The sequence below is a fragment of the Flavobacterium sp. OHVDL-2026-0007 genome (genome assembly GCF_059882335.1).
The window spans coordinates 1,511,012-1,537,972 of the sequence record NZ_CM187612.1 but is presented as its reverse complement, the minus strand read 5'-3'; the positions used below and the strand labels follow the sequence as shown (position 1 = coordinate 1,537,972).

Here is a 26,961-nt window from a genome sequence, read left to right as displayed (position 1 = left end):
TTTGAAAAATGGGCTTTTTTCTTACTGTAATAAAATGATTTTTAGTTGTAAAAAGATAATCGTAATCCATTCTGTATCAGTAATGAGTTTTTGCGATTTTGCGAATAAATCAGTAAATGCTTGGTTTGCTTATTTTTTCTCTATTTTTTGAAGAAAAGAGGGTTTTTCAATTGGGTTATACTCAAAGTTATTCTTAATTTTTTTATGTTCTATCAATTTATTCTTTCTTATTTTTATTAATATTGTTTTTTTTACAGGTTTTTATTTTGATAATAGTAGTAAGACAGGATAGAGCAGGACGGTTGTCATGTATCATCGTTATATTTTTGGTTATCAGAAAATAAATGTATTTTTAACATTTAATGAAATACTTGAGATCTAATTCTAAATGTTATTTTATGTGAATGAGATATACTTTGTTTATGATGACTAAATGATTACTAACCAAACCAAAAAAAGCATTTATGAAACAAGCACTTATAAAGAAATATAGTTTTCTTTTGTTTGCGTTGATGAGCATAATAAGTTATGCTCAAAACTCAGGCACTGTAACGGTAACAGGTACTGTTACTGACAATTTAGGAGGTCAGCTTCCAGGTGTTAACGTAACTGAAAAATCTACAAAGAATACTGTTATAACAGATTTTAATGGGCAATTTCAAATTAAAGTAAAACCAAATACAACTTTAGTTTTCTCCTTTATAGGAATGAGAAAACAAGAAGTAGCCACAGGAACACGTAGCACTGTAAATGTAAAATTAATAGAAGATTCAAACGAATTACAAAACATTGTAGTAGTAGGATACGGTACTCAGAAAAAAGAGAAACTTACCGGAGCTATTGTTACGATAAATGCTTCAGATATTCAAGAACTACCCGTTTCCAATTTATCAGAGGGCTTGAGAGGACTTGTTCCAGGATTGAGCGTTATAGATGGTGGTGGTCGTCCAGGTGATGGAGCTTCATTGGAAATTCGTCAAACCTATGGTTTCTCAAAAGACGGTAGTTCGAAGACTCCTTTAATTGTAATTGATGATATGATTCAGGTAGATCCTATCAATGGTAGACCTTCTTTGGAAGCCTTTAATAGATTAGATCCATCAGAGATAGAAAGCATGACTGTTTTAAAAGATGCCTCTGCGGCAATTTATGGTTCTCGTGCATCACAAGGAGCGATTGTAATTAAAACCAAAAGAGGAAAAAGTGGGGTACCTACCTTTTCTTACTTTACTCAATTTGCTGTAAATGATGCGGTAAGTCATAGTAAAACAATGAGTGCTTATGACTATGGTGTTTTTTCTAATCGATTTTTCACAGGAAGTAATAATTTAGGGACAAATTCATCCAATCTTTTTAATGCTTCAGAATTAGAAGAAATGAAAGGTTTGGATTATGACTGGATTAAAGAAGCATGGAGAGCGGCCATTCAGCAAAAACACACTTTAAGTGTAAGTGGTGGTTCTGAAAAGGCTACGTACTTTGCAGGTATTAATTACTTTACACAAGGAGCCAATTTAGGGCGTCAAGATTATAATAAATGGAATTTCCGTACCGGTATGACGGCAAAAATAACGAACTCTTTAGATTTTTCTGCAGCTGTTTCTGGTAATTCAGGGGATATTGAAAAGTCATTTACCAAAGCTTCAGGAAATATAAGTGATAGTAGTTATGCTTCTGCTTCTGGTGGAGAACAAGCGGATTATGGATTTTTATTGCATATGCCAAAGTACATTCCTTGGGAAACTACGGTAAACGATAGAAGCTATTATATGTCTCCATTTGCAAGAACAGATCGTACGTTAGGATCTGCAAATGCCAATAACACTATCGCAGGATGGAACTATTTTGCTGCCATAAACAATGGATCAAAACAGATTTCAAGCGACTTCTCTTATAATGTAAACATGTCCCTTAATTGGAAAGTACCTTTTATCAAAGGTTTAGCAGTTAAAGGAACTTTTGCTAGAAGTCAAACCTCAGAGAATTCAGAGCAAGTGCAATTGCCATATGATTTGGCGAGAATCATTGGTTATGAAAAAGTAGACAACCACTTAGCAAGTGCTGCCTTGCCAACTACAATCAATAACGGAGTTGATAATTATTATGCCATTGAAACCAATGCTCGTAATTCAAGAGTATATTACAATACGTCAAATTCAAAAGCGGTACAAGCGAACTTCTTTGTAGACTATAACAGAACTTTTGACAATCATGAGATAGGCGCAATGTTCTCTGTAGAGCGTTCAGAAACTGAATTTAAAAGTTCTCGTTTAGCGTTTGAAAATACAGGTAAGGACTATGCGGGATCATATCAAACTGCGGGTACTTTAAGTTCGAACTCAACGGCACTAAAGGGAGAGCAAGGAACGATGTCTTATTTGGGACGTGTTAATTACAGTTATAAATCAAAGTATATGCTTCAATTTCTTTTTAGAAGTGATGCATCGACAAAATTTGCACCAGAAAATTATTGGGGATTCTTTCCATCAGTTCAAGCGGGATGGATTATTTCTAAAGAAAGATGGTTCACAGATAATATACCAGGAATCGATTTCCTTAAAATACGTTACTCTATTGGTAAAACTGGAAACGATAATATCAATGCCTGGAGATGGATGAAACTGTATGATGTAATTGCAGATAAAGGGTTTCAGTTTGGAGATAAAGGAGGTACTTTGGGAGGCAGTGTGACCCCTAGAGTGGAACCAAACCGAAATGTGGGTTGGGATACCACCATAAAAAACAATTTAGGTATTGATATGAGTTTGTTAAATAACAGATTGTCAGTAACAACTGATTTGTACTATGACCGATCTAAAGAAATGTTAACTGGAATGGCAGGAACAGTTGGTGTACCTATTTCAGTGGGAGGTGGTTATGCGGAAGAAAATTATGCTGCGGTTGATTCTTGGGGAGCTGAATTTAGTGTTACTTGGAAAGAGAAAGTCAATAAGAATTTTAGCTATAATGTAGGGGTCAACTTTGGAATGTCAGACAATATGGTTAAAAAGTTTCCACAACCAGCTTCATTGGATCCTTCTTTGAATCAAGTGCAAGCAGGTCAATCTACCTTTTTTCCACAATGGGGATTCAAAACATGGAAAGAAACTTCTACAGGTGACGGAATTTTGCGTACCGATGCTGATGTTGCCAACTACTGGTCTTATTTGACCCAGCACGCAACAGCTAGCGGTGGACAACCAAATTATATGGGGATCTCTTCGGTTTCGAGTATGAGACGTGGAATGTTGGCTTATGAAGATACGGCTGGACAATTTAATCCTGCTGATGGAACTTATGCTGCACCAAATGGACAAATTCAAAAAAATGAAGATTATGCCAAACTGGTGAACAAGAATAGATCATACGGTTTTACTACTAATTTAGGAGGTAGATATAAATCATTTTTCTTCAAAACACAGATTGCCACTTCTTGGGGCGGATACCGTGCGATTGACGTGATAAAACAAGGAACTGGCTCTACTCATAATATGTGGGCACGTGAAACCTATTGGAATGATATGTATGCAGATGATAATGTAAATGGTCGTTATCCGAATCTAGCGAACCAAGATTATGTTGCAGTTCCGTCTGATTTCTGGCAATTAGATACGTTCCGTTGTACCGTAAGAAACTTAACATTGGGATTTGATTTACCAAAAGATCTTTTAGACAACATTAAAATTTCAAAATGGTCAGTGGGTGTAACAGGTAATAACCTTTGGGATTTATACAATCCTTATCCAGAGCACTATCGCAATATGTATGATAGTTCTTCAGAGAACTATCCAACGCTTAGAACATGGGCGGTTACTTTAAACATTACATTCTAATTTAATTCAGAAGTCAAGATGAAACTAAAAATTAATAAATATATAAGCTTAGCACTATTGGTAGTGATAAGTAGTTCTTGCAGTGATAGTTTCCTGGAAGAAAAGAAAAATTACGGAAGCGTTGACGACTCCTTTTACGAAAGTCAGGAACGTACCAATTGGTTTATCAATAATGTCTATTATGATTATTATTCCGCATTTAAGTCACCAGGGCAAAGTTTAGTAGGGTCTTTTACAGATGTATATTCTAAAATGACTGAAGAAATAGGCGGTATACAGCCTCTTATTAATCCAACAATTAGCTTTGTAAACGCGGCTGATGGTTCTGGTTATTATGGAGGTAAACTGGAAGATAAAATTAATAATGTACCCTACAATAGAATCCGTGACTGTAATGCATTCATACAAGATATTGATGTTAAAGGGGCAAGTTTAGACAAGACATTTCGTGATCAGGCAAAAGGACAAATGTATTATTTGCGTGCTGTACAGTATTTTGATTTGATGCGTGTTTATGGTGGTGTACCTATCGTTACCGAAATTCAGGTTCCAAGTGCGGTGGACCCGACTATTAAAACACCAAGAGCTACTGTTACTCAGGTTGTGGAACAAATTGTAAAAGATTTAGATATGGCAGCAAGTTTATTGCCTGCCAATTGGACAACGGAATATGGACGTGTTACCAAAGGAGCTGCTTTAGCTGTAAAATCTCGAGTATTATTAACCTATGCAAGCCCCTTATTTAACAAAGGCTGGGATGGTTCTACGGAGCGTTGGCAAGCGGCTTTAAAAGCTGGTTTGGACGCTGAAACAGTATTATCAGGAGCGGGATATGGATTGTACGGAAGTTCAGCAAAAGATTGGCAAAACATGTTTACCATTAGTGCCAACAGCGGTTTTTGCCCAGAGGCGATTACCACTCAACTTTTAACATCAAAGAATACTAATCTTGATTTAAATAACTCTTGGGAAAAAGGGATTCGTTTAATTTCTCAGGGTGGAACAGGTGCAATGGAAGCTCCTAAAGAAATGATTGATTTATTTCCTATGGATAATGGGGTAAGACCCACTGCTGCTAATGGTTATAATCCGTTTCTTTTCTTTGTGAAACGTGACCCAAGATTTTACAGAACATTTGCTTTTTCTGGAGTAAAATGGGACTATAAAGAGAATCTTAAGCCTGTGGTTTGGGCTTACCGTTGGTTAGATGCTTCAGGTAAGGCTTTTTATAGCGAGTCAAATAACGAATCAAGTCCAGCATTAGTAAGAAAGATGACCGATTTAACGGCTAGTAATACCAGTAGTTTTCAATATTCAGGAAATGACATATTAGAATATCGTTATGCCGAATTATTATTGAATATCGCAGAATGTTATGCGGCACTAGGACAAACAAGCAATACGTTGGCTTATTTAGGTAAAATTAGAAATAGAGTGGGAATACCATCGGCAAACAATTATGGAATAGGGCCATTAGCAGATAAATACGCCGCTATTGAAGCTGTTTTATACGAGCGTAGAGTGGAGCTAGCCTACGAAGGAAAACGTTTTTGGGACATTCAACGTTGGATGCTTTATGACAATACGACCCTTCCAGGTACAACAGGAGGAACAGTGAGTAAATTAGGTTTAATGCCAATTAACGGTACACAACGAACTGGAAACTACTTACAATACAAAACGGCAGCCACATCCACAGACCCCTTAACAGCGGCTCGTGCCAGTATTGTAGCAGATCCTGATGCCGCTAATTTCCAAGCGCAATTGGCCACATTAGCGACTTTTTATACCACTAATTTTGTGTTGGCAACTCCACCAACTCCTATGGATAACGTGAATAATGTAGCTGTTAAAATTAGATTTAATCCCAACTATTATATTATGGGTTTACAAAACACTGTTTTGGCTCAAAACCCATGGTTAACACAAACAATAGGTTGGAATGATGCTTCTGGTGGTACTGGAACGTATAATTATCAAGAATAGTTATAACTTCAAAAAAGACTATAAAAATTATCAAGAAAGATCACCTGTATTTCAAACGATACGGGTGATTTGTTTGAAAAAGCTTATTACAATTAAAAATTAGTATGAAAAATATCACTTTACCGGCTCTTTTCCTATTGTTTTTAGGGAATTTACCATGTTTTGCCCAATATCCCAAAATCAGTGCTGAAGTTCAAGCACAATCCAAAGTTATTATGGATCAAGCGGATAAACTTTCTGAGGAAGCTTGGGAAAAGGCTCTTGTTATTATTGAAGAAGAGGCCAAACAGGGAAAACCTTTTATTCCATGGGCATCTAGACCAAATGATTTACCACAGGCCGATATTCCTTCGTTCCCTGGTGCTGAAGGTGGAGGAATGTACACTTTTGGGGGTCGTGGTGGAAATGTGTATACGGTGACAAGCTTAGAAGACAGAGGACCTGGAACTTTACGTGAAGCCTGCGAAAAAGGGGGAGCCAGAATTATTGTTTTCAATGTTGCTGGAATTATCAGAATCAAAAGTCCATTAATTATTCGTGCCCCTTATATTACCATTGCAGGACAAACAGCTCCTGGAGACGGTATTTGTATCGCAGGGGAATCCGTTTGGATCAATACCCATGATGTTATCATAAGACATATGCGTTTCCGTAGAGGAGAAACTTTTGTAGGTCGTCGCGATGATGCTATTGGAGGAAATCCGGTTGGAAATATTATGATCGACCACGTTTCTGCTACTTGGGGATTAGATGAAAATATGTCTATGTACAGACATATGTACAGTCCAGGTGCAGGTTATCAAGACGAGAAGAAACCTACTGTAAATATTACGATTCAAAATAGTTTATTCGGAGAAGCACTAGATACGTACAACCATGCATTTGGAAGTACTTTAGGTGGAGAAAACTGCTCATTTATCAGAAACATGTGGGCCAATAATGCAGGAAGAAACCCATCAATTGGATGGAACGGGATTTTTAATTTCGCCAATAATGTGGTTTTCAACTGGTATAACAGATCAACAGATGGTGGGGATTATACGGCCAACTACAATATCATGAACAATTATTACAAACCAGGACCGGTAACGGATTTGACGCAACCTATTAGTTACAGAATCTTAAAACCAGAATCAGGAAGAAGTAAATTACCTTATATGGTTTTTGGTAGAGCTTATGTAAATGGAAACATTGTTGCTAACAATGAAAAAGTGACCAAAGACAACTGGGATGGTGGTATTCAAATCGAGAATAAAAAAGGGGAGTTGATGAGTTTTGATGAGTCGAAAGTTTATTTCGATAAAATGAAAGCCGATAAACCTTTCCCAATGCCATGGTTTCGTCCATTTATGAAAGCTGATGAAGCTTATGAATTTGTCCTTAAAAATGTGGGAGCTATTTTTCCACTTAGAGATAAAGTAGACGAAAGAATCGTAAGAACAGTAAAAACAGGAGTTCCTGAATATGCAAAAGGACTGGAGAAAAAAGAGTTTTATCAGTTTGAGCACAGACGTTTACCAATGGATTCTTATAAAAAAGGTATTATCACAGATATTTCTCAAGTAGGGGGATATCCTGAGTACAAAGGGAAACCTTATGTAGATACAGACAAAGATGGTATGCCAGACAAATGGGAAAAGAAAAATGGTTTAAATCCAAACGATGCTTCAGATGCTAAAACAGATTCAGATAATGATGGTTATAGTAATATCGAAGAGTATCTAAATGGTACTGATCCAAACAAAAAAGTGGACTGGAAAGATCTAAGTAACAATCACGAGACCTTAACTAAATCTTTGCAAGACTAATTTTTTAGATTAAAAAAATAAAGATTTCAATTTCAAAAAACAGCTTTCCTAAAATCTCTCAAATCGGTAAACAGATTTGGGAGAGTAGGCAGGTTTTATAAAATCATTGTAATTCATAACTTTTATTCAAATGAAGTCCATTAAAAACATAAGTATGCTGATGCTGCTACTGGTATCTGTTCTCGGTATTGCACAACAACATTTAGATCCAGAGTATATTAAAGTAACCAATGAAAGAGCCGCTAAAATTGTCACTAAATTAGCCTTAGACAATCCGAAAAAGGAAAAGGTAGTTACGGATATTGTGGCGCAACAATTCAGAGATTTAAGCCAAATCCAAGATGGAAGAGATGCCGAAATCAAAAAGACAAAAGAAAATACTAGTTTGTCTAAAGAAAAACAAAACGAAAAGATAGATAAAGAAAAGGCGGTAGCAGATCAAGCTATTGAGAAGTTGCACAAAGCCTATTTGAAAAAATTAGGTAAGCATTTATCAGAAGATAAAATTACTGGAGTTAAAGATGGAATGACCTATGGCGTCTTACCCATTACCTACGCAGGATATCAAGATATGTTGCCAGCTTTGACGGCAGCACAAAAAGAATACATTTATAATGCCTTAGTAGAGGCCAGAGAACATGCCATAGATGGTGGTTCTTCTAAAGAAAAACACGCTTGGTTTGGTAAATACAAAGGAAGAATCAATAATTATTTATCCAAGCAAGGTTACGACTTAAATAAAGAGAGTACCGACTGGCATAAACGTGTTGATGAAAGAGAAAAGAATAAAAAGAAAGAATAACTATAGTTTTTAATTTTTCGGTTTCAATTTAAAATCAGATCAAAATTATCATGCAAAATAACTTTCCCAAAACCACACTGAAACGAACAATGATGATGATTTCATTTTGTTCTTTTTTTTCCTCTGCGTACGCGCAATATCCAGAAATTCCAAAAGCAATTCAGGACAAGACTGATGCTATTTTAGCAGACGAAGAAAAGCGCTTAAGCGAAATCTGGACAGCCAATTATAGTATTATTCAAGCCGAAACAAAATTGGGACGCCCTTATTTACCTTGGGCTTCTTATCCTAAAGATTTTGTTCATTCAGATATTCCTGCTTTTCCAGGAGCCGAAGGTGGAGGGGCTTTCACGCAAGGAGGTAGAGGCGGAAAAATATTTGTCGTAACGAGTCTGGAAGATAGCGGAAAAGGAACGTTCCGTGAAGCTTGTGAAGCTGTTGGTGCAAGAACAATCGTTTTCAACGTTTCGGGAATTATCCAGTTAAAAAAGAGAATCAGCATGCGTGCTCCTTATGTTACCATTGCGGGACAAACTGCACCAGGTGACGGAATTTGTATTGCGGGTGAAACTTTAGAAATCGATACCCATGACGTTATCATTAGACATATGCGTTTTAGAAGAGGAGCTACAGAGGTTTCTAGAAGAGACGATGCCCTTGGCGGAAATGCTATTGGAAATATCATCATCGACCACTGCTCGGTAAGTTGGGGATTAGACGAAAACATATCGTTATACAGACATCAATTTCAAGCCAATGATAAATCAAAACTAGAAAAATTACCTGCTTGTAATATTACCATTCAAAATACCATTTCTTCTGAAGGATTAGATACATATAATCATGCTTTTGGAAGTACCATTGGCGGATTAAACAGTACTTTTATGAGAAATCTATGGGCGGATAATATTTCGAGAAATGCTTCTATTGGAATGTATGGTGATTTTAATTTTGTCAATAACGTAATTTTCAATTGGTGGAATCGCTCGCTTGATGGAGGGGATTATCGTTCGATGTTTAACATCATCAATAATTATTTTAAACCAGGACCCATAACACCTAAAGATGAAGCAATTCGTTATAGAATTTTAAAACCAGAGTCGGGTTATATGGTACCTAAGACATACGGACGAGCTTATGTTGCTGGGAATTATATTGATGGTTCTCCAGAAGTTACTGCCGATAACTGGAATGGTGGAATACAATTGGAAGATATGCCAGTTGCAGAAACAAAATCATATTTAGAATTAATCAAGCAGACAAAACCATTCTCGATGCCAAAGTTTACCATTATGAAGGCAGAAGAGGCCTATGAATTTGTAATGAATAATGTGGGGGCAACTTTACCTAAAAGAGATGCTGTAGATGAAAGAATTATCAAACAAGTGCGTACAGGGAAAATTGAAGTAAAGGACGGTTTAGAAAATGCAATTGGTAAAGAATTTATTAAAAGAAGATTGCCTGCTGATTCATATAAAAAAGGGATCATAACCAATCCAAATCAGGTGGGTGGTTATCCGGAGTACAAAGGAAAAGCATATAAAGATGCTGATCATGATGGAATGCCAGATGCTTGGGAGAAAAAATATGGTTTTAATCCCAATGATGCAGCTGATGCGAATAAGGATTCCAATGGTGACGGTTATACCAATCTTGAAAAATATTTTAATGGAATAGATCCTACTAAAAAAGTAGATTGGACCAATTTATCCAATAATACAGATACGCTAAAAAGGACATTATTAAACTAATATAAAATGCTGATGTCTAGAAAAATAAACGTTTTGTTTCTTTTGTTGATCTGTTTTGCAACAAATGCACAACAGCATGAAGTAACAGATTATATAGTTGATATTAAGGAACGAGCATCAAATATTGTATCTAAATTAGAGGTAAATGATGCTGATAAAAAAGAACTTGAAAGTATCCTTATTAAGGAATATGTAAATATTGAGAAAATTGAAAGCAAAAGAGATTCTCAACTAGAGAAACTTAAAAAATCATCAATTGATCAAGAGAAAAAAAAGGTAAAATCAGCCAAAATTTGGACACAATATAAAGCTTCAATTAGCAAATTACACGATTCTTATTTGGATAAATTATCTAAAAAATTAAATGAATCGCAAATAGTGCAAGTTAAAGATGCAATGACATATCAAGTAATGCCTATATCATACCATAATTTTCTGGACATGTTTCAAACTCTAAATGAAGATCAAAAGAAGATGATTTATAATCATTTGGTTGAGGCAAGAGAAAATGCGATGAATGTGGGAACCTCTAAAGGGCAATTTGCATGGTTTGCAAAGTATAGAGGTAAAATAAATAATATTTTGGCCTCACAAGGAATAGAGTTGCATTATACGAGCAAGGCCTGGCAAAAAAAGCAATTAGAAAAAAATAAAAAGTAGATGATTCTATAAATTATTGAGCAACAGCAGTAGATTCTTTTAGATTAATATTAAAACCGCTTTAAAGTGAATTTTATACAACTCAAAAATATAGTAGCAAAACAGGATTTACTCGTTTTATCCTGTTTTGTTATTTTCTTTAGTGTTAATATTACTAGGGCACAAAATGTGTTTCCAGATATCATAAAAACAAAAGAAGGAAAACTTTCTCTTACTGTTGATACAAAAGGAAATCAAATTCCTGATTTTTCATATGCGGGATATAGGTCTTCAGAAAAAGTAATTCCCAATCTTCAGAATAAGATTTTTGTTTCCAAACAAGAAGAAGATGCTACGCAAAAAATACAAGCAGCAATTGATTATGTGAGTAATTTGAAACCTGATAAATTAGGTTTTCGTGGTGCTGTACTTTTAGATAAGGGAGTTTTTAAAGTCAAAGGGACTTTATACATCAAGGCCTCAGGAGTAGTATTGCGTGGAAGTGGAAATACCCAAAACGGAACGATTCTTTTAGGAACGGGTTTGTCCAGAGAAGCCGTCATCAGCATTTTAGGAGTTGATGATAAAAAGTTAGGAGAGACTTTTGAGTTTAATGCAACGTATACCCCACTTGGAACCAAAAAAATCCAGTTAAAGAATACTTCAAAATTAAAAGCAACAGATGAAATTATTATCACTCAACCTTTAACAGCCAATTGGATTAAGGAATTGAAGATGGACGATTTTGGAGCAGAAACCGGTTGGATTGGCTGGAAAAAAGACGATTGGGATATCCGTTGGAATAGAGTAATAACCGATATTAAGAGCAATGAACTAATACTAAATGCTCCTTTGACCATGACGTTGGATCAGGTCTACGGCTTGGCAAAAGTAACGAGCTATTCCTGGGCGGGACGAGTTGAACACAGTGGCATTGAAAATATTTTGATCCAATCAATGTATCAGGAATCCAATCCAAAAGACGAAGAGCACAGATGGTTAGGAATCAGTATCGAAAACACTAGGAATGCTTGGGTGAAACAAGTGAATTTCAAGCATTTTTCCGGTGGCGCAGTAGCCGTATTAAAATCAGCGCAGCAAATAACGGTTGAAGATTGTATCGCAACGGCACCTATTTCTGAAATTGGAGGTTTTAGAAGACATACTTTTTATACAGAAGGTCAACAAACTTTGTTTCAGCGCTGTTATTCTGAAAATGGTTATCACGATTTTGCAGTGGGGGGATTTGGAACTACGGGGCCAAATGTTTTTGTACAATGCGAATCTTTTATGCCTTTCAATACCAGCGGAGCCATTGGGAGTTGGGCCACAGGAGTATTGTTTGATGTTTCTTATGTAGACGGACAAGCTTTAAGTTATACCAATAGAGAACAGAATGGAAGAGGCGCAGGTTGGACTGCAGCCAATAGTGTGATTTGGGAAAGTTCCGCATCCAAAGTAGAATGTTATAATCCGCCAACAGCACAAAACTGGGCTTTTGGAGTTTGGGGTGGAATTATGGCGGGTGATGGTCATTGGAAGGACGTAAATAATCATATTTCTCCAAGAAGTTTGTTTTATGCACTCTTAGAAAATAGACTAGAAAAACTTCCAATGGATCCTTATATTTATGATTTAGGATCAGAACCTTCTTCAAGTCCTAGCATGGAAGTAGCGGCAGAGTTAACAAAAAATTCAGCAGCTCCACAGCAAAGTTTAGTAGAGTGGATTGCAGCAGTTTCCAAATTGAATCCCATTGATACAAACGCGTCGGGATTAAAAAATGCGAATGACTTAAAAATAAATAGAGCGCAGAAGCCTACTGAGTCCTCTAAAGTACAGACAATAAATGGCTGGCTTAGTTTTGAGGATAAAGTAATTGCCGGAAACAGATTGAGTGTGCCTTGGTGGCGCGGTAGTCTTAGAGATAGCGACATTGCGAAATCTGTACCAGATGTAACGCGATTTGTTCCTGGAAGAACCGGCACAGGTTTTACGGATAATATCAACGAAGTGGTCGATTATTTAAGTAGCAATAATATGGTCGCTTTAGAACACAATTACGGGTTGTGGTATGAGCGAAGAATGGACGATCATGAAAGAGTACGCCGTTTTGATGCAGATGTTTGGCCACCATTTTACGAACAACCTTTTGCAAGAAGCGGAGAAGATTTGGCTTGGGATCAGTTAAGTAAATACGATTTAACAAAATTCAATAATTGGTATTGGGATCGTTTGGCGCTTTTTGCTGACTTGGCCCAGTCCAAAGGACAATTGTTGGTTAACCAACAGTATTTTCAACATAACATTATAGAAGCAGGAGCACATTGGTCAAGTTCTCCTTGGCGTTCAGCAAACAATATAAACAGTACAGGTTTTCCAGAACCACCACCTTATGCAGGAGACAAGCGTATTTTCATGGCAGAACAATTCTATGATGTTAGCAATCCTGCCAGAAGAAAATTACACCAAGGTTTTATTCGTAAGTCGTTAGAGAATTTTAAAGAGAACAGTAATGTCATTCAACTAACTAGTGCTGAATATACAGGCCCACTTCACTTTATGGAGTTTTGGCTGGATGAGGTACAAAAATGGAAAGAGGAAACCGGTAAAAAGGGAATCATTGGTTTAAGTGCCACAAAAGATGTTCAAGATGCTATCTTAAATGATGTCAAAAGAGTAAAAACAGTTGATTTAATTGATATTCGATATTGGTATTATAAGGAGGACGGTTCGGCTTATGCGCCTGAAGGAGGTAAGAATTTAGCACCAAGACAACACGCTAGAAAATTAAAAACAGGGAAAGAAAGCGATGATCAGGTCTATCGTGCCGTTCGAGAATATCGTGAAAAGTATCCTGAAAAAGTAATTTTATACTCGACAGATGCTTCTTCAAAGTTCGGCTGGCCAGCTTTAATGGCGGGCGCTTCTTTAGCGAATATTCCAAAGATTAAGCTTCCCGAGTTTTATTCGGCTTTAGTGCATATGAAACTAGTGCAGGGAACTACTTTTTCAGACAATTTATGGACCTTAGAAAATAAGGGAAAAAGTTATCTTTTTTATCTGAAAAACAATCAGGATGTTCCCATTGATCTGACTGGTTACAAAGGAGATTTTGTAGTATATGCCATTGATGCTTCAACAGGAGATTATACTAAAAAAGGTACTATCAAAGGAGGGAATAAAATAATCATTGCGCAATCTGAAATAAAAGAAAAAGTACTTTTTGTAACGAAAAAGTAAGCTAAAAAATAGCTGTAAATACGCTAAATCGTCACCCATTATTTTCTAGAATACTTTTGAAAAAGGAAGGTAATTGGAGAGAGAAACCAAAAAAAACATAATTCAAAATAAACCATAATGAATCTGAAAATTAACTATGTATATGCCCTTAGCATAAGCTTTTTGTTTGCAGCACAAAGTGGATTTGCGCAATCTGTCCAAGTAAAAGGATCTCTGCCGCAAGTCAAAGTCTCTAAAAATCAGCGTTATTTTGTAACCGGTAATGAAAAACCATTTTTCTGGCTTGGCGATACAGGCTGGCTGACATTTGGTAAATTAGACAGAGCAGGAGTCGACCAATATTTTAAAGATAGAAAAGAAAAAGGTTTCAACGTAGTTCAGGTTATGGTTTTGCATAATTTAAATGTAGTTAATGTTTATGGTGATGCCGCCTTGATTAATGATGACATTTCGAAACCCTTAACCACTACAGGTAATAATTTTAATGATACAGCCCAGTACGATTATTGGGATCATGTAGATTATACTTTAGAAGTGGCTCGTAAGAATGGAATTTACTTGGCTATGGTTCCGGTTTGGGGAACAAACGTTTCAAAAGGAAATAAAGTAAGCAAACAACAAGCAGAAAAATACGCCAAGTTTTTGGCTGACCGTTATAAGAACAGCAGTAATGTGATTTGGTTAAACGGAGGTGATACCCATGGGAATGAATTTATGGATATTTGGAATGCCATCGGAAATACTTTAAAAACGAATAATCCAAATCAGTTAGTGACCTTTCACCCTTTTGGAAGAACTGATTCTTCCGAGAATTATCATACAGCAAGTTGGTTAGACTTCAATATGTTCCAGTCAGGTCATCGCCGTTACGATCAGGATACTTTAACCAATAGTTTTAAAGAAGATAACTACAAATTCGTTCAGAGAGATTTAGCCTTAAAACCAATAAAACCCACTCTTGATGGGGAGCCTTCTTATGAAGGGATTCCACATGGTTTACACGATACTTTGCAACCAAAGTGGACGGATAACGATGTGAGAAGGTATGCCTATTGGTCTGTTTTTGCTGGAGCTGCTGGGTACACTTACGGACATAACGCCGTGATGCAAATGTTTAAAAAGGGGGACAAAGGAGCTTATGGAAACAAAGAACTTTGGACTAGTGCCATCAATGCACCAGGAGCTAAACAAATGATATACATTAAAAACTTAATGTTAGAATATCCCTACTTAGAAAGAGTTGCTGATCAGTCTATAATTGCAGAGCAAGGTGAAAAGTATGATTACCTCCTAGCTACAAAAGGAAAAAAGTACGCGTTGATTTACACCTATACAGGTAGAAAAATGAGTCTGAATATGGGGAAAATTGCTGGAGATAAAGTAATGGCGACTTGGTACAATCCTAGAAATGGACAGCAAACTAAAATTGGAATAGTAGACAATAAAGGAATTAAGGAGTTTCAACCAGCTGGAAGTAAAAAAGATGGGAATGACTGGGTTTTGATTTTGCAGTCTAACTAAATACAATCTACTAATCCAACGGTGTTAATACCACCAAAATGAGCATGAAATCGATTAGATCTAGGTGCTACCAAAAGACAAAAAAACTATGAAAAACATACTACTGATACTCTGCTTTCTATTGGGACTCAATACTGCTTTTGCAAATGATGGCTGGCTGAACATCCTCAGTGAAGGAGGAAACAATAAAGGAATAAAATGCACCGAAGCCATTCAAAATGCTATCGAAAAGGCAGCAAAAAATGGTGGTGGAACCATATTTTTTCCGGCTGGTGAATATTTAACAGGAGGATTAAAACTGAAAAGTAATATTACGATCCATTTGGATTCTGGTGCGCTTTTAAAATTTTCAGACAATTTTGATGACTATTTACCCTATGTAGAAATGCGTTATGAAGGACTAGTTATGAAGTCTTTCTCGCCATTATTTTATGCCAAAGATGTTGAAAATATTACCATAAAGGGAAGAGGTGTAATCGATGGACAAGGAAAAGCATGGTGGAATGAAGTATACCGAATTGAAGGTGCAAAAGGGCCAATTCCCCAAACGAAATATCAAAAGATGTGGGAGGAACAAAATAAGGGAATTGTGTATTCTGATTATTACAAAAGAACAATTGATAAAAAGTTTTTCAGACCTTCTTTTTTCCAGGCGTACAATTGTAAAAATATTTTAATAGAAGGCGTTACTTTTCAAAACTCGCCTTTTTGGACAATAAATCCTGAATTCTGTGATAATGTAACCGTAACTGGTGTCACCATTTTTAATCCACATTCACCCAACACAGATGGAATTAATCCTTCGTCTTGTAAAAATGTTCACATTTCAAATTGTCATATTAGCGTTGGCGATGATTGTATTACCATAAAATCCGGTAGAGACGAAGACGGGCGTAAATACGCTCGACCGACAGAAAATGTGACCATTACCAATTGTACGATGTTAAGTGGTCATGGTGGTGTGGTGATTGGAAGTGAAATGTCAGGGGGAATTAAAAAAGTAACCATTTCTAATTGTGTTTTCGATGGAACTGATCGTGGAATTCGTATCAAAGCCGCTCGTGGAAGAGGCGGTGTTGTGGAAGAAATTCGTGTCGACAATATTGTCATGAAAAACATTAAAAAAGAGGCAATTGTTTTGAGTCTTTTTTATGATAATGATACTAAAGTAGAACCCGTAACAGAGAAAACCCCTATTTTTAGAAATATTCATATGAGTAATATTACGGGCTCCAATGTCAACAAAGCAGGGTTGATTTTAGGAATCACCGAAATGCCAATCCAAAATGTAACGTTCTCTAACATTAATATGGAGGGGAAAGAGGGTTTTACGGTAGATACGGCAACAGACGTTGAATTTCACGATGTAAAAGTGAACGCCTCAGTGGGTTCGTCATTCGAAATATCCGCAGCTAAAAATATTATATTGGATAACGTAAGTTCTGCAACGCCAATAAAAGGAGTGCCAGTAATCAAGTTGGATAATGTTGCTAATATGATGATCAGCAATAATTTCCCATTTAATGCAACAGATGTTTTTATCGAAGCGGATGGTAAAGAAACTAAAGGAGTTTACCTGAAAAACAATGTATTTAATAATGTAAATACAGTAATAAAAAAAGGAAAAGACTTGGATAAAAAAGCGATTGTAGAATAAAAAAAAAGGACTAAGACATCTTAGGAAAAGTGCAAAACCTAAACATAAATTAAACGGAACAATACACATGAAAAAAATATTCAGCATACTATTTATAGCCATTTTTACGGTAAGTTATTCGCAGAAAAAGAAAGAAATGTATCTTTTTAGCTCTTTTAGAGAGCCCGCCACTGCAGGTTTGTACTTAGCCTACAGTGAAGACGGATATCACTGGAATGGTCTTGATGGATCGTTTTTAAAACCGGAAATTGGAGCCAGCAAAATCATGCGAGACCCTTCCCTTGCAAAAGGTGTAGACGGTACGTATCATTTGGTTTGGACCACCGATTGGAAAGGGGGAAATGGATTTGGATATGCTAGTTCTAAAGATTTGATTCATTGGTCAGAACAAGAATTTATTCCGGTAATGAAAAATGAAGCCGAAGTTGTAAACGTTTGGGCTCCAGAAATTTTTTATGATGAGGTCAAAAAGGAATACGTTATTATTTGGGCATCCACAATTCCATTCCGATTTGAAAAGGGAGTAGAAGAAGAGAAAAATAATCACAGAATGTATTACGTAACGACCAAAGATTTTAAAGCATTTTCGGATGCGAAATTGTATTACGAACCTGGTTTTAGTGTCATTGACTGTGTGATTGTAAAGAAAGCAAAGAAAGAGTATGTTTTGGTTTTAAAAGACAACACGCGACCAATGCGTAACATAAAAGTAGCTTTTGGAAAATCGCCTTTAGGACCATTCGGAGAAAGCTCAGCCCCTTTTTCGGGTAAATTATCAGAAGGACCAACTGTTGTAAAAGTCGGCAAACAATGGCTGATTTATTATGACAACTACGGGGAGAAAAACTATAAAGCTTCACGCACTTCCGATTTTGTTCATTTTGAAGATATTTCCTCAGAAATAAGTCTTCCAAAAGGACATAAACACGGAACTATTACTACAATCTCCGAAGATGTTTTAAAAGGATTAATTGAAAAAAAATAATTGACAACCAGAGCTGTCATAGATTTCCACTGTTTAGGAATTAAAAAGGAATTCTTTAAAAGGGGATAATCTTTGGCAAAAAAACAAACACAATGATTGCTTACCAAAAAATAAAAACCAATATCGCTGCATCAGTAACCGTTATGTTGACTTGCGGAGCTGTACATTCGGCCATGGCACAGCAAGATACTGTGCGTTATGTTGGCAAAACACTTTCAAACATCGATTATCATCATGGGCAATTAAGTCCAGCAATTGGAGTTCATGCTACACAAGTTATGCGGGCAAGTCGGGAACATCCTGAAAAAGCAGATGGATTTGGATGGACATACAATCACCAACCTACCATGGCGTATTGGAATGATAGTTTTTATCTGCAATATTTGAGTGATCCTGCAGGAGAACATATTCCGCCAAGTCAGACACTGATTATGACCTCAAAAGATGGCGTAATCTGGAAGATGCCAAAAGTAATTTTTCCTATTTATCACATTCCAGACGGATGGAAAAAAGAAGGTGTAGAAGGCGTTGCCAAAAATCTGGATGCCATTATGCACCAAAGAATGGGTTTTTATACTTCCAAGGATAAACGACTTTTTGCTTTGGCCTATTATGGAATTGCCATGGATGAAAAAGATGATCCAAATGACGGAAAAGGAATTGGACGTGTGATTCGTGAAATCAAAAAAGACGGCAGTTTTGGCGAAATATTTTTTATTAGGTATAATAAATCCTGGGATAAATCTAAATCGGTTTTTCCTTTTTATACCCAGGCTAAAGACAAGGGACTAAAGAAAGCCTGCGAAGAAATTCTTTCAGACCCTTTGATTTTGCAACAATGGGTAGAGGAAGCGGATCGCGATGACGAATTAATTCCTTTAAAAAAGCCCTATAAAGCCCTTAGCTCTTATCATTTACCCAACGGAGATGTGGTAGGTTTATGGAAACATGCCTTAACTTCGATCAGTAAAGATGGTGGGAAATCATGGGAATATATGCCCGTTCGTGCTCCTGGTTTTGTAAACAGTAATGCCAAGATATGGGGGCAAAAAACCTCTGATAACCGTTATGCAACCGTGTATAATCCTTCAGAATACCGTTGGCCTTTGGCTATTTCTACAAGCGATGACGGTTTAAATTATAAAGATTTGCTATTGGTTCATGGTGAAATTAGTCCAATGCGTTATGGTGGTAATTACAAGTCGGCAGGTCCACAATATGTTAGAGGAATTTCAGAAGGGGATGGAACTCCACCTGATGGAAAACTTTGGGTAAGTTATAGTGTAAATAAAGAAGATATTTGGGTAGCCTCAATTCCGGTTCCTGTTGTTTCTAAAGTAACAGCTGATGTACAGGATCTTTTTGATGAACTCCCTTTGGGGCAGGAGTTAAAGTTATGGAATACCTATGATCTGGCTTGGGCTTCTACCAAAATAGAAAAAAAAGCAGATGGTAAAAGATGGCTAACTTTAAGAGATCAAGACTATTTTGACTATTCCCGTGCAGAACGTGTGATTCCATTTGCTGAAAAAATGGAAGTAAGTTTTACAGTTAAACCAGAGCAAAATAATCATGGTTTATTACAGGTGGAATTTCAAAACAAACAAGGAATGCCAGCGGTAAGATTGACTTTTGATGCGGATGGACAAATCAAAACAAAGGCCGGAGCTCGTTTGAATACCCTTGCAAAATACGAAGCAGGAAAAGAATACAAAATAACTCTGAAACTCAATGTTAAAACCAGATCATACACGATAAAGGTAAACGACGATAAAGAATCGACTAAGATCTTTTATGCTCCAGTAGAGGGTTTCGAGCGAATTATGTTCCGTACCGGCGAACAGCGATACACTCCCAATCCAGACACGGCGCCTGATACAGATGATTATGATGATTTACCTCAAACTGGAAAGCTAATCCCTGAAGCGGTATTTAATATCCAATCGTTGGTGACGAAAAAGTTATAGTAAATAGAATCATAATCTTGTCATATTGACCCAAGGAAGGATGACAAAAAGAAAAAGAATGAAGAATTTAAAAAACATAGTATTGCTCTTTTGTCTTCTGGTCACTTTGGTCTCTAAGGGACAAATTGTAGCCAAACATTTGACCTGTGAACTGACAGAAAATCCGATGGCCGTCAATGAAAAAAAGCCAAGATTGAGTTGGCAATTGGTTTCAAAAGAGGAAAACAGCTCGCAGCAAGCCTATCAAATATTGGTTGCTTCCTCGGAGCAAAAATTGCAAAAAAATGAAGCAGACATCTGGGATAGTGGAAAAGTTGTTTCAGATAAAAATCTTCACATCCTTTATAGTGGAAATCCATTAGAAAGTGGAGCCAAATATTTTTGGAAAGTCAAAGTTTGGAATCAATCACAGAAAGTTTCCTCCTGGAGTAAAAGGACTTTTTTCCGAATGGCTCCAAGTGAATCATTTTTAAGTCCAACGTGGATTGGGGCCATTACCAAAGCCGATAGTCATTTACCTGAAGGCAGAAATTACCATACAGCTACCTTTAAAAGAGAGAAAAAAGAGGCATTGATCAATGCTTCAGACTCATTGTCTCGCAGAAGTATACTGCTTCGTAAGTCTTTTACGGTTTCAAAAGAAATAAAGGAAGTTATCGTTTATATTTCTGGTCTAGGTCATTATGAGTTGACAATTAATGGGAAGAAAATAGGCAATAGCGAGTTCGCCCCTTTATGGACGGATTATGATAAAACAGTCAATTATAATACCTACGAATTAAAGGCTAATCAACTTAAAAAAGGAGAAAATGCAATAGGTGTTCTCTTAGGAAACGGTATGTACAATACATTGGCCGAACGTTATTCGAAATTCTATGTCAGTTTTGGACCACCCACTTTATTTTTTAAAATGAAAGTGATCTATAAGGATGGTTCTCAAAAGCTAATCCAGTCTGATGAAAGTTGGAGCTATAGCAAGAGTCCAATTACCTACAACAGTATTTTTGGAGGGGAAGATTACGATGCCAATTTAGAGCAAAAAGGTTGGGATGAACCTGGTTTTAATGATGCTACTTGGAAAAAAGTGGTTGTTCAAGAAGCTCCAAAGGGAACTTTGAGCGCACAGACAGCACCACCTATTACGATTCAAAAACAATATAGTGTGGTTAGTGTAAAAGAACTTAAACCTAACTTTTATGTTTTTAATATGGGACAAAATCTTTCAGGATTTACGACCATAAAAGTGAAAGGAAAGAAAGGTCAAACGATTCGAGTTTGGGTAGGGGAAGGCTTAAATGAGGACGGCACTATCGGACAAGGCAAATCGGGAAAACCCTATTATTACGACTATACATTGAAAGGAGATGCAATAGAGCAATGGCAACCTAAATTCAGTTATTACGGTTATCAATATGTTCAAATAGAAAATATTAATTATAAAAAAGCGAAGGATAAAGAATTGCCGACACTGCTAGAATTGAAATCAAATTTCATTTATAATTCCGCTGGAGAAGCAGGGTATTTTGAATCCTCCAATGTGATTTTTAATAAGGCACATGAACTGATTAACAATGCCATAAAAAGTAATTTTCAGAGTGTTTTTACCGACTGTCCACAACGCGAAAAGTTGGGTTGGTTAGAAGAAGTTCACTTAAATGGCCCCGGATTAATGTTCAATTATAAGCTGCAAAGTTACCTTCCTGCCATGATGCAAAACATCTCCGATTCACAACGTGAGAATGGTTTGATTCCGACCATAGTTCCGGAATATGTGGTTTTTGGAGGTGATTTTACCGATTCACCTGAATGGGGTGTAACAGGAGTCATTCTGCCTTGGATGTATTACGAGTATTATGGTGATGCTTCGCTGATTGAAAAATATTATCCTGTAATGAAAAGATATGTGGATTATCTAGGGACCAAAGCAACCAATCATATTGTTTCGCATGGATTAGGTGATTGGTATGATTACGGAACACATGCAGCAGGATATTCAAAAAATAGTCCCATTGCACTTTCGGCAACAAGTCATTATTTTTATGGTGCAAGTTTAGTGGCAAAAGCGGCAAAATTATTAAACAAAACAGCTGACATTTCAAAATATGAAAGCTTGACGGCTGATATAAAAACAGCTTTTAATGCTGCATTTTTTAATCCCCAAACCAAACAATATGGAACAAATAGCCAGTTTAGTAATGCGGTTCCTGTTTATATGGATCTTGTAGAACCGCAATATAAAGCAGCAGTAATGCAGAATTTGTTATCTGATATAAAGGCTAAGGGGGATAGACTTAGCACGGGAGATGTGGGAAATCGTTATTTGTTTCAAGCTTTGGCACAAAATGGAGAAAACGAAATGATGTATAAAATGAACAATCATTATGATGCGCCGGGTTATGGTTTTCAGATCAAATTTGGCTTGACTACTTTAACGGAGCAATGGGATCCACGTAAAGGAAATTCGTGGAATCATTTTATGATGGGACAAATTGAAGAATGGTTTTATCAAAGTTTAGCTGGAATTGTTCCAGATGATCAAAATCCAGGTTTCAAACATTTCTTTATTCAGCCTGAAATTGTAGGTGACATGACTTTTGTAAAAGCAAGTTACCAATCTATTTATGGAAAAATCAGTTCGGCTTGGAAGAGAAAAAACGGGAAATTAACGCTGGAAATTGAAATTCCAGTGAATACCTCCGCGACCATAAAATTGCCAGTTGGTAAAGATGCTGAGATAAAAGTAAATGGAAGACCAACAGAAAATTTAAAATTAGGTTCAGGAAAATACACCATAGAATGTAAGATGGAGAACGCAAAGTAAGACGGTATTATACGCATTGCCAATTTAAGTCAGTTAATATACTCAAGATGATGAAAATAAAACAGATATTCCTAGCAGTTTCATTCTTTGCAATGACATGCTCAAATGCGCAGATCACTTCTGATGAAAATTTCAGAAAACCAGTTTTAGAAACAATAAAAAAAATTGAATCTGTTTTTCAGGTTACGATCAATGATGACAGAGGTTTATTAAAAGGCAAAGAATTGGACTATGCGGATTGGAGAATTGAACCAGGAAATCTGGTTCTTTCGTTGACCAATATTTTAGCTCCTTTTGAATTGATCTATTTCAAACAACCCGATGGAACTTATATTATTCGTAAATATGAGAATCATAAAGTATCAGTGGATAAAGGAAAAGAAAGATTAGCATATTTAACGAGCTTATATTCGAATGTTGCCACATGGGAAACACGTAAAAAAGAAATAAAGGAGTGTATGATTACTTCATTTGGTTTGGATAAAGCACCACCAATGCCGAAATCAAGACCGATACTAACGGCAAAACGAATTTATAAAGATTATAGTATTGAAAATATTGGCTTAGAAATTTTGCCGGGTGTTTATGTGACAGGTTCTCTTTATAAACCTTATCCGTTGAACAAGAAAACTCCCGTTATCTTAACACCAGATGGGCATTTTGGAGATGGAAGATATAGAAAAGATGAACAATATCGCTGCGCTATTATGGCTAAAATGGGCGCTACTGTAGTGAGTTATGATTTATTCGCTTGGGGAGAATCGGTACTTCAATTTCCAGAAGCAACTCATAGAAATAGTATTGCGTCGACCATACAAGTGTTAAGTGGAGTTAGATTGTTGGATTACTTAGCTACTCAAAAAAATATGGATATGTCGCGAGTGGGCGTTACAGGTGGTTCCGGTGGAGGATCGCATACGATGTTTTTAGCGGCCTTAGATGATCGAATTAGTGTTTCGGCTCCCGTTGTGATGGTTTCTTCTCATTTTTCCGGAGGTTGCCCCTGTGAAAGCGGTAGAGGGATTCATTTATGTGGTAACGGAACCAACAATGCAGAAGTAGCCGCTATGATGGCACCAAAACCGCAATTAATAGTTTCTGACGGTAAAGATTGGACATTGGCAGTTCCAGAATTAGAATTTCCTTTTATTCAAAGAACATATGGACTCTATGGTAAAAAAGAGGCAGTAGAAAATGTCCATTTTGCCAAAGAAGGACATGATTTTGGAATTTCAAAAAGAATGGCATTATATCCGTTTATGGCCAAATATTTAAATTTAGATTTGAATAAAGTGAAGAATGAAAAAGGCGAAATTGACGAATCGACTTGCGTGATTGAACCCAAGGAAAAAATGTTTGTCTTTGGAGATAAAGGCGAGAAATTGCCTGCTAATGCCTTAAAAGACATCAACAAATTATATGAAATGTTTGGAGAAAAAAACAACAAAGTTTATGAAGTTAAAAAATAAAATTGCTGCGATTTGTTTAGGGATTTTATCGCTAGCCGCCAACCAAATAACCAATGCACAAACCAACAAGGAATTAAAGTTATGGTACGATAAACCAGCTGCTATTTGGAACGAAGCTTTGCCTTTGGGAAATGGTCGTTTGGGGGCTATGGTTTTTGGTGATCCGGCTGTAGAGCGGTTACAGTTGAATGAAGAAACCATTTGGGCAGGTTCACCCAATAGCAATGCACATAGTAAATCAATAAAAGCCTTGCCGATAGTTCGTCAATTAATTTTTGACGGTAAATTTGATCAGGCTCAGGAATTGGCCACACAGGATATTATGTCACAGACCAATGACGGAATGCCGTATCAAACTTTTGGGAGTGTTTATATTTCGTTTGCGGGACATCAAAAGTATTCAAATTATTACAGAGACCTCGATATTGAAAATGCTACAGCAAAAGTAAAATACACTGTAAACGGGGTGGAATTTACCAGAGAAATTTTGACCTCATTCTCAGATCAGGTTATAGTGGTGAAACTTTCAGCGAGTCAGCCAGGACAAATTACCTGTAATGTTTTTATGAATAGTCCACTTGATAAAACGGTTTCGGCCTCAGAGGAAGATCAAATCTTACTCTCTGGAATTACAAGCAATTTTGAAGGTCAAAAAGGGAAAGTTAAATTTCAGGGAAGAGTAGAAGCTAAAAGTAAAGGTGGAGAAGTTTCTTCAAGCAATGGAATTATTAGCATCAATAAAGCCGATGAAGCAACATTGTATATTTCGATAGCGACCAATTTCAAAAATTACCAGGATATAAGTGGTGATGAAGTGGCCAAATGCAAAGCGTATTTGACCCAATCTCAGACCAAAGATTTTGCTACGATAAAAAGAGATCATATCACCTATTATCAGAGATTCTTCAACAGGGTATCTTTTGATTTAGGTTCAAATGAGGCCGCAAAGAAACCAACAAACGAAAGAATTAGGGATTTTTCTAAACAATTCGATCCTCAATTGGCTTCCTTATATTTTCAGTTTGGACGTTACCTTTTGATATCCAGTTCACAGTCTGGGGGACAACCCGCCAATTTACAAGGGATTTGGAACGATATGGTAACACCTCCTTGGGATAGTAAGTACACCACCAACATTAATGCGGAGATGAACTATTGGCCAGCTGAGGTGACTAATCTTTCTGAAATGCACGAGCCTTTTATTGAGATGGCAAAAGAATTGAGCATTACGGGAAAAGAAACGGCAAAGGTGATGTACAACGCCAATGGTTGGGTTCTGCATCATAATACTGATATTTGGCGCGTAACGGCTCCGGTTGATTATGCTGCATCGGGTATGTGGCCAACAGGAGGTGCTTGGGTGAGTCAGGATTTATGGGAGCGTTATTTGTATACGGGAGATAAAAATTATTTAAAGGAAATTTATCCTGTAATAAAAGGCGCTGCTGATTTCTTTTTGGATTTTATGGTCGTTGACCCCAATACTGGATATTTGGTAGTTGTACCCTCAAGTTCACCTGAAAACACACATGCTGGTGGAACTGGAAAAGCAACAATTGCTTCAGGAACTACCATGGACAATCAGTTGGTTTTTGATTTGTTTACCCATGTTATTGAGGCTTCTAAATTGGTGGCTCCTGATGAAGCTTATGCCAAAAGAGTAAGTGAGGCATTGAAAAAAATGTCGCCAATGAAAGTGGGGCAACACAGTCAATTACAGGAATGGCAAACGGACTGGGATAAGCCAGAGGACAAACACAGACACGTTTCTCATTTGTATGGATTGTTCCCGAGTAATCAAATTTCACCAATCAAAACACCAGAACTCTTTGAAGCAGCCAAGAATTCCTTAAATTACAGAGGTGACGAATCTACGGGTTGGTCCATGGGGTGGAAAGTGAATTTGTGGGCAAGATTACTCGATGGAGATCATGCTTATAAATTGTTGCAAGATCAGTTGCATTTGGTTACGGCAGAACAAAGAAAAGGTGGAGGTACCTACCCCAATATGCTCGATGCGCATCAACCCTTCCAGATCGATGGTAACTTTGGTTGTACAGCGGGAATTGCAGAAATGTTGATGCAAAGTCAGGAAGATGCAATTCAATTATTGCCAGCTTTACCCAGTGTTTGGAAAGACGGAAGTATAAAAGGTTTAGTGGCGCGTGGTGGCTTTGTAGTGGATATGACTTGGAAAAATAATAAAATTTCGACTTTAAAAGTTTACTCGAAGTTAGGAGGGAATTGCCGTTTGAAATTAGAAAATGGATTACAGACAGAAAAAGGGGGATCTCTTAAAAGAGCAAAAGGAAAAAATTCCAATCCACTGTTTTATGCTGTTCAAGTAAAGAAACCAATTATTTCAGAAAAAGCAAATTTGAAAAAAGTTGTACTGCCAAAATACAATGAATATGATGTTCAGATGAAGGCAGGGCAGACGTATACTTTTAAAGGGAATTAAAATTTACTCAATTTTTGG

14 protein-coding genes are annotated in these 26,961 nt (G+C 36.7%); all 14 read left to right on the top strand.

From position 1 onward, the window contains the following. Positions 1–464: 464 nt before the first annotated feature. The 14 genes from AC51AA_RS05860 (at position 465) to AC51AA_RS05795 (ending at position 26,943) form a co-directional block, all read left to right on the top strand. A complete protein-coding gene (locus AC51AA_RS05860; protein ID WP_500704797.1) occupies positions 465–3,833 on the top strand; it encodes a SusC/RagA family TonB-linked outer membrane protein in 3,369 nt (1,122 codons plus the stop codon). Positions 3,834–3,851: 18 nt separating this feature from the next. Continuing rightward, positions 3,852–5,819 carry a RagB/SusD family nutrient uptake outer membrane protein gene (locus tag AC51AA_RS05855; protein WP_500704796.1) on the top strand — a complete coding sequence of 656 codons (1,968 nt, stop codon included), beginning with the start codon at positions 3,852–3,854 and terminating at the stop codon, positions 5,817–5,819. Positions 5,820–5,923: 104 nt separating this feature from the next. Further along, complete coding sequence (locus AC51AA_RS05850) at positions 5,924–7,627, top strand: polysaccharide lyase (protein WP_500704795.1); 1,704 nt, start codon at positions 5,924–5,926, stop codon at positions 7,625–7,627. 130 nt (positions 7,628–7,757) lie between these two features. Further along, positions 7,758–8,429 carry a DUF3826 domain-containing protein gene (locus AC51AA_RS05845; RefSeq protein ID WP_500704794.1) on the top strand — a complete coding sequence of 224 codons (672 nt, stop codon included), beginning with the start codon at positions 7,758–7,760 and terminating at the stop codon, positions 8,427–8,429. Between the two features lie 50 nt (positions 8,430–8,479). After that, positions 8,480–10,180 (top strand): pectate lyase family protein, encoded by a 1,701-nt coding sequence (locus AC51AA_RS05840; protein WP_500704793.1) that lies wholly within the window; start codon positions 8,480–8,482, stop codon positions 10,178–10,180. Positions 10,181–10,192: 12 nt separating this feature from the next. After that, positions 10,193–10,840, top strand: a complete 648-nt coding sequence (locus tag AC51AA_RS05835) for a DUF3826 domain-containing protein (protein ID WP_500704792.1) — start codon at positions 10,193–10,195, stop codon at positions 10,838–10,840. A gap of 66 nt (positions 10,841–10,906) precedes the next feature. Next, the gene (locus AC51AA_RS05830; protein WP_500704791.1) at positions 10,907–14,062 is read left to right on the top strand and encodes a DUF6298 domain-containing protein; all 3,156 of its coding nucleotides are present in this window, start codon (positions 10,907–10,909) and stop codon (positions 14,060–14,062) included. Positions 14,063–14,179: 117 nt separating this feature from the next. Further along, on the top strand, positions 14,180–15,583 hold the full coding sequence (locus AC51AA_RS05825; protein ID WP_500704790.1) for a glycoside hydrolase family 140 protein: 1,404 nt from the start codon (positions 14,180–14,182) through the stop codon (positions 15,581–15,583). Between the two features lie 88 nt (positions 15,584–15,671). Next, on the top strand, positions 15,672–17,240 hold the full coding sequence (locus AC51AA_RS05820; RefSeq protein ID WP_500704789.1) for a glycoside hydrolase family 28 protein: 1,569 nt from the start codon (positions 15,672–15,674) through the stop codon (positions 17,238–17,240). Positions 17,241–17,307: 67 nt separating this feature from the next. Continuing rightward, positions 17,308–18,225 carry a glycoside hydrolase family 43 protein gene (locus AC51AA_RS05815; RefSeq protein WP_500704788.1) on the top strand — a complete coding sequence of 306 codons (918 nt, stop codon included), beginning with the start codon at positions 17,308–17,310 and terminating at the stop codon, positions 18,223–18,225. A gap of 92 nt (positions 18,226–18,317) precedes the next feature. Then, positions 18,318–20,192 carry a six-hairpin glycosidase gene (locus AC51AA_RS05810; protein ID WP_500704787.1) on the top strand — a complete coding sequence of 625 codons (1,875 nt, stop codon included), beginning with the start codon at positions 18,318–18,320 and terminating at the stop codon, positions 20,190–20,192. A gap of 58 nt (positions 20,193–20,250) precedes the next feature. Then, on the top strand, positions 20,251–23,013 hold the full coding sequence (locus AC51AA_RS05805) for a glycoside hydrolase family 78 protein (RefSeq protein WP_500704786.1): 2,763 nt from the start codon (positions 20,251–20,253) through the stop codon (positions 23,011–23,013). A gap of 47 nt (positions 23,014–23,060) precedes the next feature. Beyond that, entirely contained in the window at positions 23,061–24,482 is a 1,422-nt protein-coding gene (locus AC51AA_RS05800) for an alpha/beta hydrolase (protein WP_500704785.1), read from the top strand. Continuing rightward, positions 24,466–26,943: a glycoside hydrolase family 95 protein gene (locus AC51AA_RS05795; protein ID WP_500704784.1), complete on the top strand. Its 2,478-nt coding sequence runs from the start codon at positions 24,466–24,468 to the stop codon at positions 26,941–26,943. Before AC51AA_RS05800 ends, AC51AA_RS05795 begins: the two co-directional genes overlap by 17 nt. The last annotated feature ends 18 nt before the right edge of the window (positions 26,944–26,961 follow it).

Bases quoted from the DNA above. Each gene is read 5' to 3' on its own strand.
- AC51AA_RS05850 (WP_500704795.1), top strand. From the start codon at position 5,924: ATGAAAAATATCACTTTACCGGCTCTTTTCCTATTGTTTTTAGGGAAT.
- AC51AA_RS05825 (WP_500704790.1), top strand. From the start codon at position 14,180: ATGAATCTGAAAATTAACTATGTATATGCCCTTAGCATAAGCTTTTTG.
- AC51AA_RS05860 (WP_500704797.1), top strand. From the start codon at position 465: ATGAAACAAGCACTTATAAAGAAATATAGTTTTCTTTTGTTTGCGTTG.
- AC51AA_RS05805 (WP_500704786.1), top strand. From the start codon at position 20,251: ATGAAGAATTTAAAAAACATAGTATTGCTCTTTTGTCTTCTGGTCACT.
- AC51AA_RS05795 (WP_500704784.1), top strand. From the start codon at position 24,466: ATGAAGTTAAAAAATAAAATTGCTGCGATTTGTTTAGGGATTTTATCG.
- AC51AA_RS05840 (WP_500704793.1), top strand. From the start codon at position 8,480: ATGCAAAATAACTTTCCCAAAACCACACTGAAACGAACAATGATGATG.
- AC51AA_RS05855 (WP_500704796.1), top strand. From the start codon at position 3,852: ATGAAACTAAAAATTAATAAATATATAAGCTTAGCACTATTGGTAGTG.
- AC51AA_RS05845 (WP_500704794.1), top strand. From the start codon at position 7,758: ATGAAGTCCATTAAAAACATAAGTATGCTGATGCTGCTACTGGTATCT.
- AC51AA_RS05810 (WP_500704787.1), top strand. From the start codon at position 18,318: ATGATTGCTTACCAAAAAATAAAAACCAATATCGCTGCATCAGTAACC.
- AC51AA_RS05815 (WP_500704788.1), top strand. From the start codon at position 17,308: ATGAAAAAAATATTCAGCATACTATTTATAGCCATTTTTACGGTAAGT.
- AC51AA_RS05835 (WP_500704792.1), top strand. From the start codon at position 10,193: ATGTCTAGAAAAATAAACGTTTTGTTTCTTTTGTTGATCTGTTTTGCA.
- AC51AA_RS05800 (WP_500704785.1), top strand. From the start codon at position 23,061: ATGATGAAAATAAAACAGATATTCCTAGCAGTTTCATTCTTTGCAATG.
- AC51AA_RS05820 (WP_500704789.1), top strand. From the start codon at position 15,672: ATGAAAAACATACTACTGATACTCTGCTTTCTATTGGGACTCAATACT.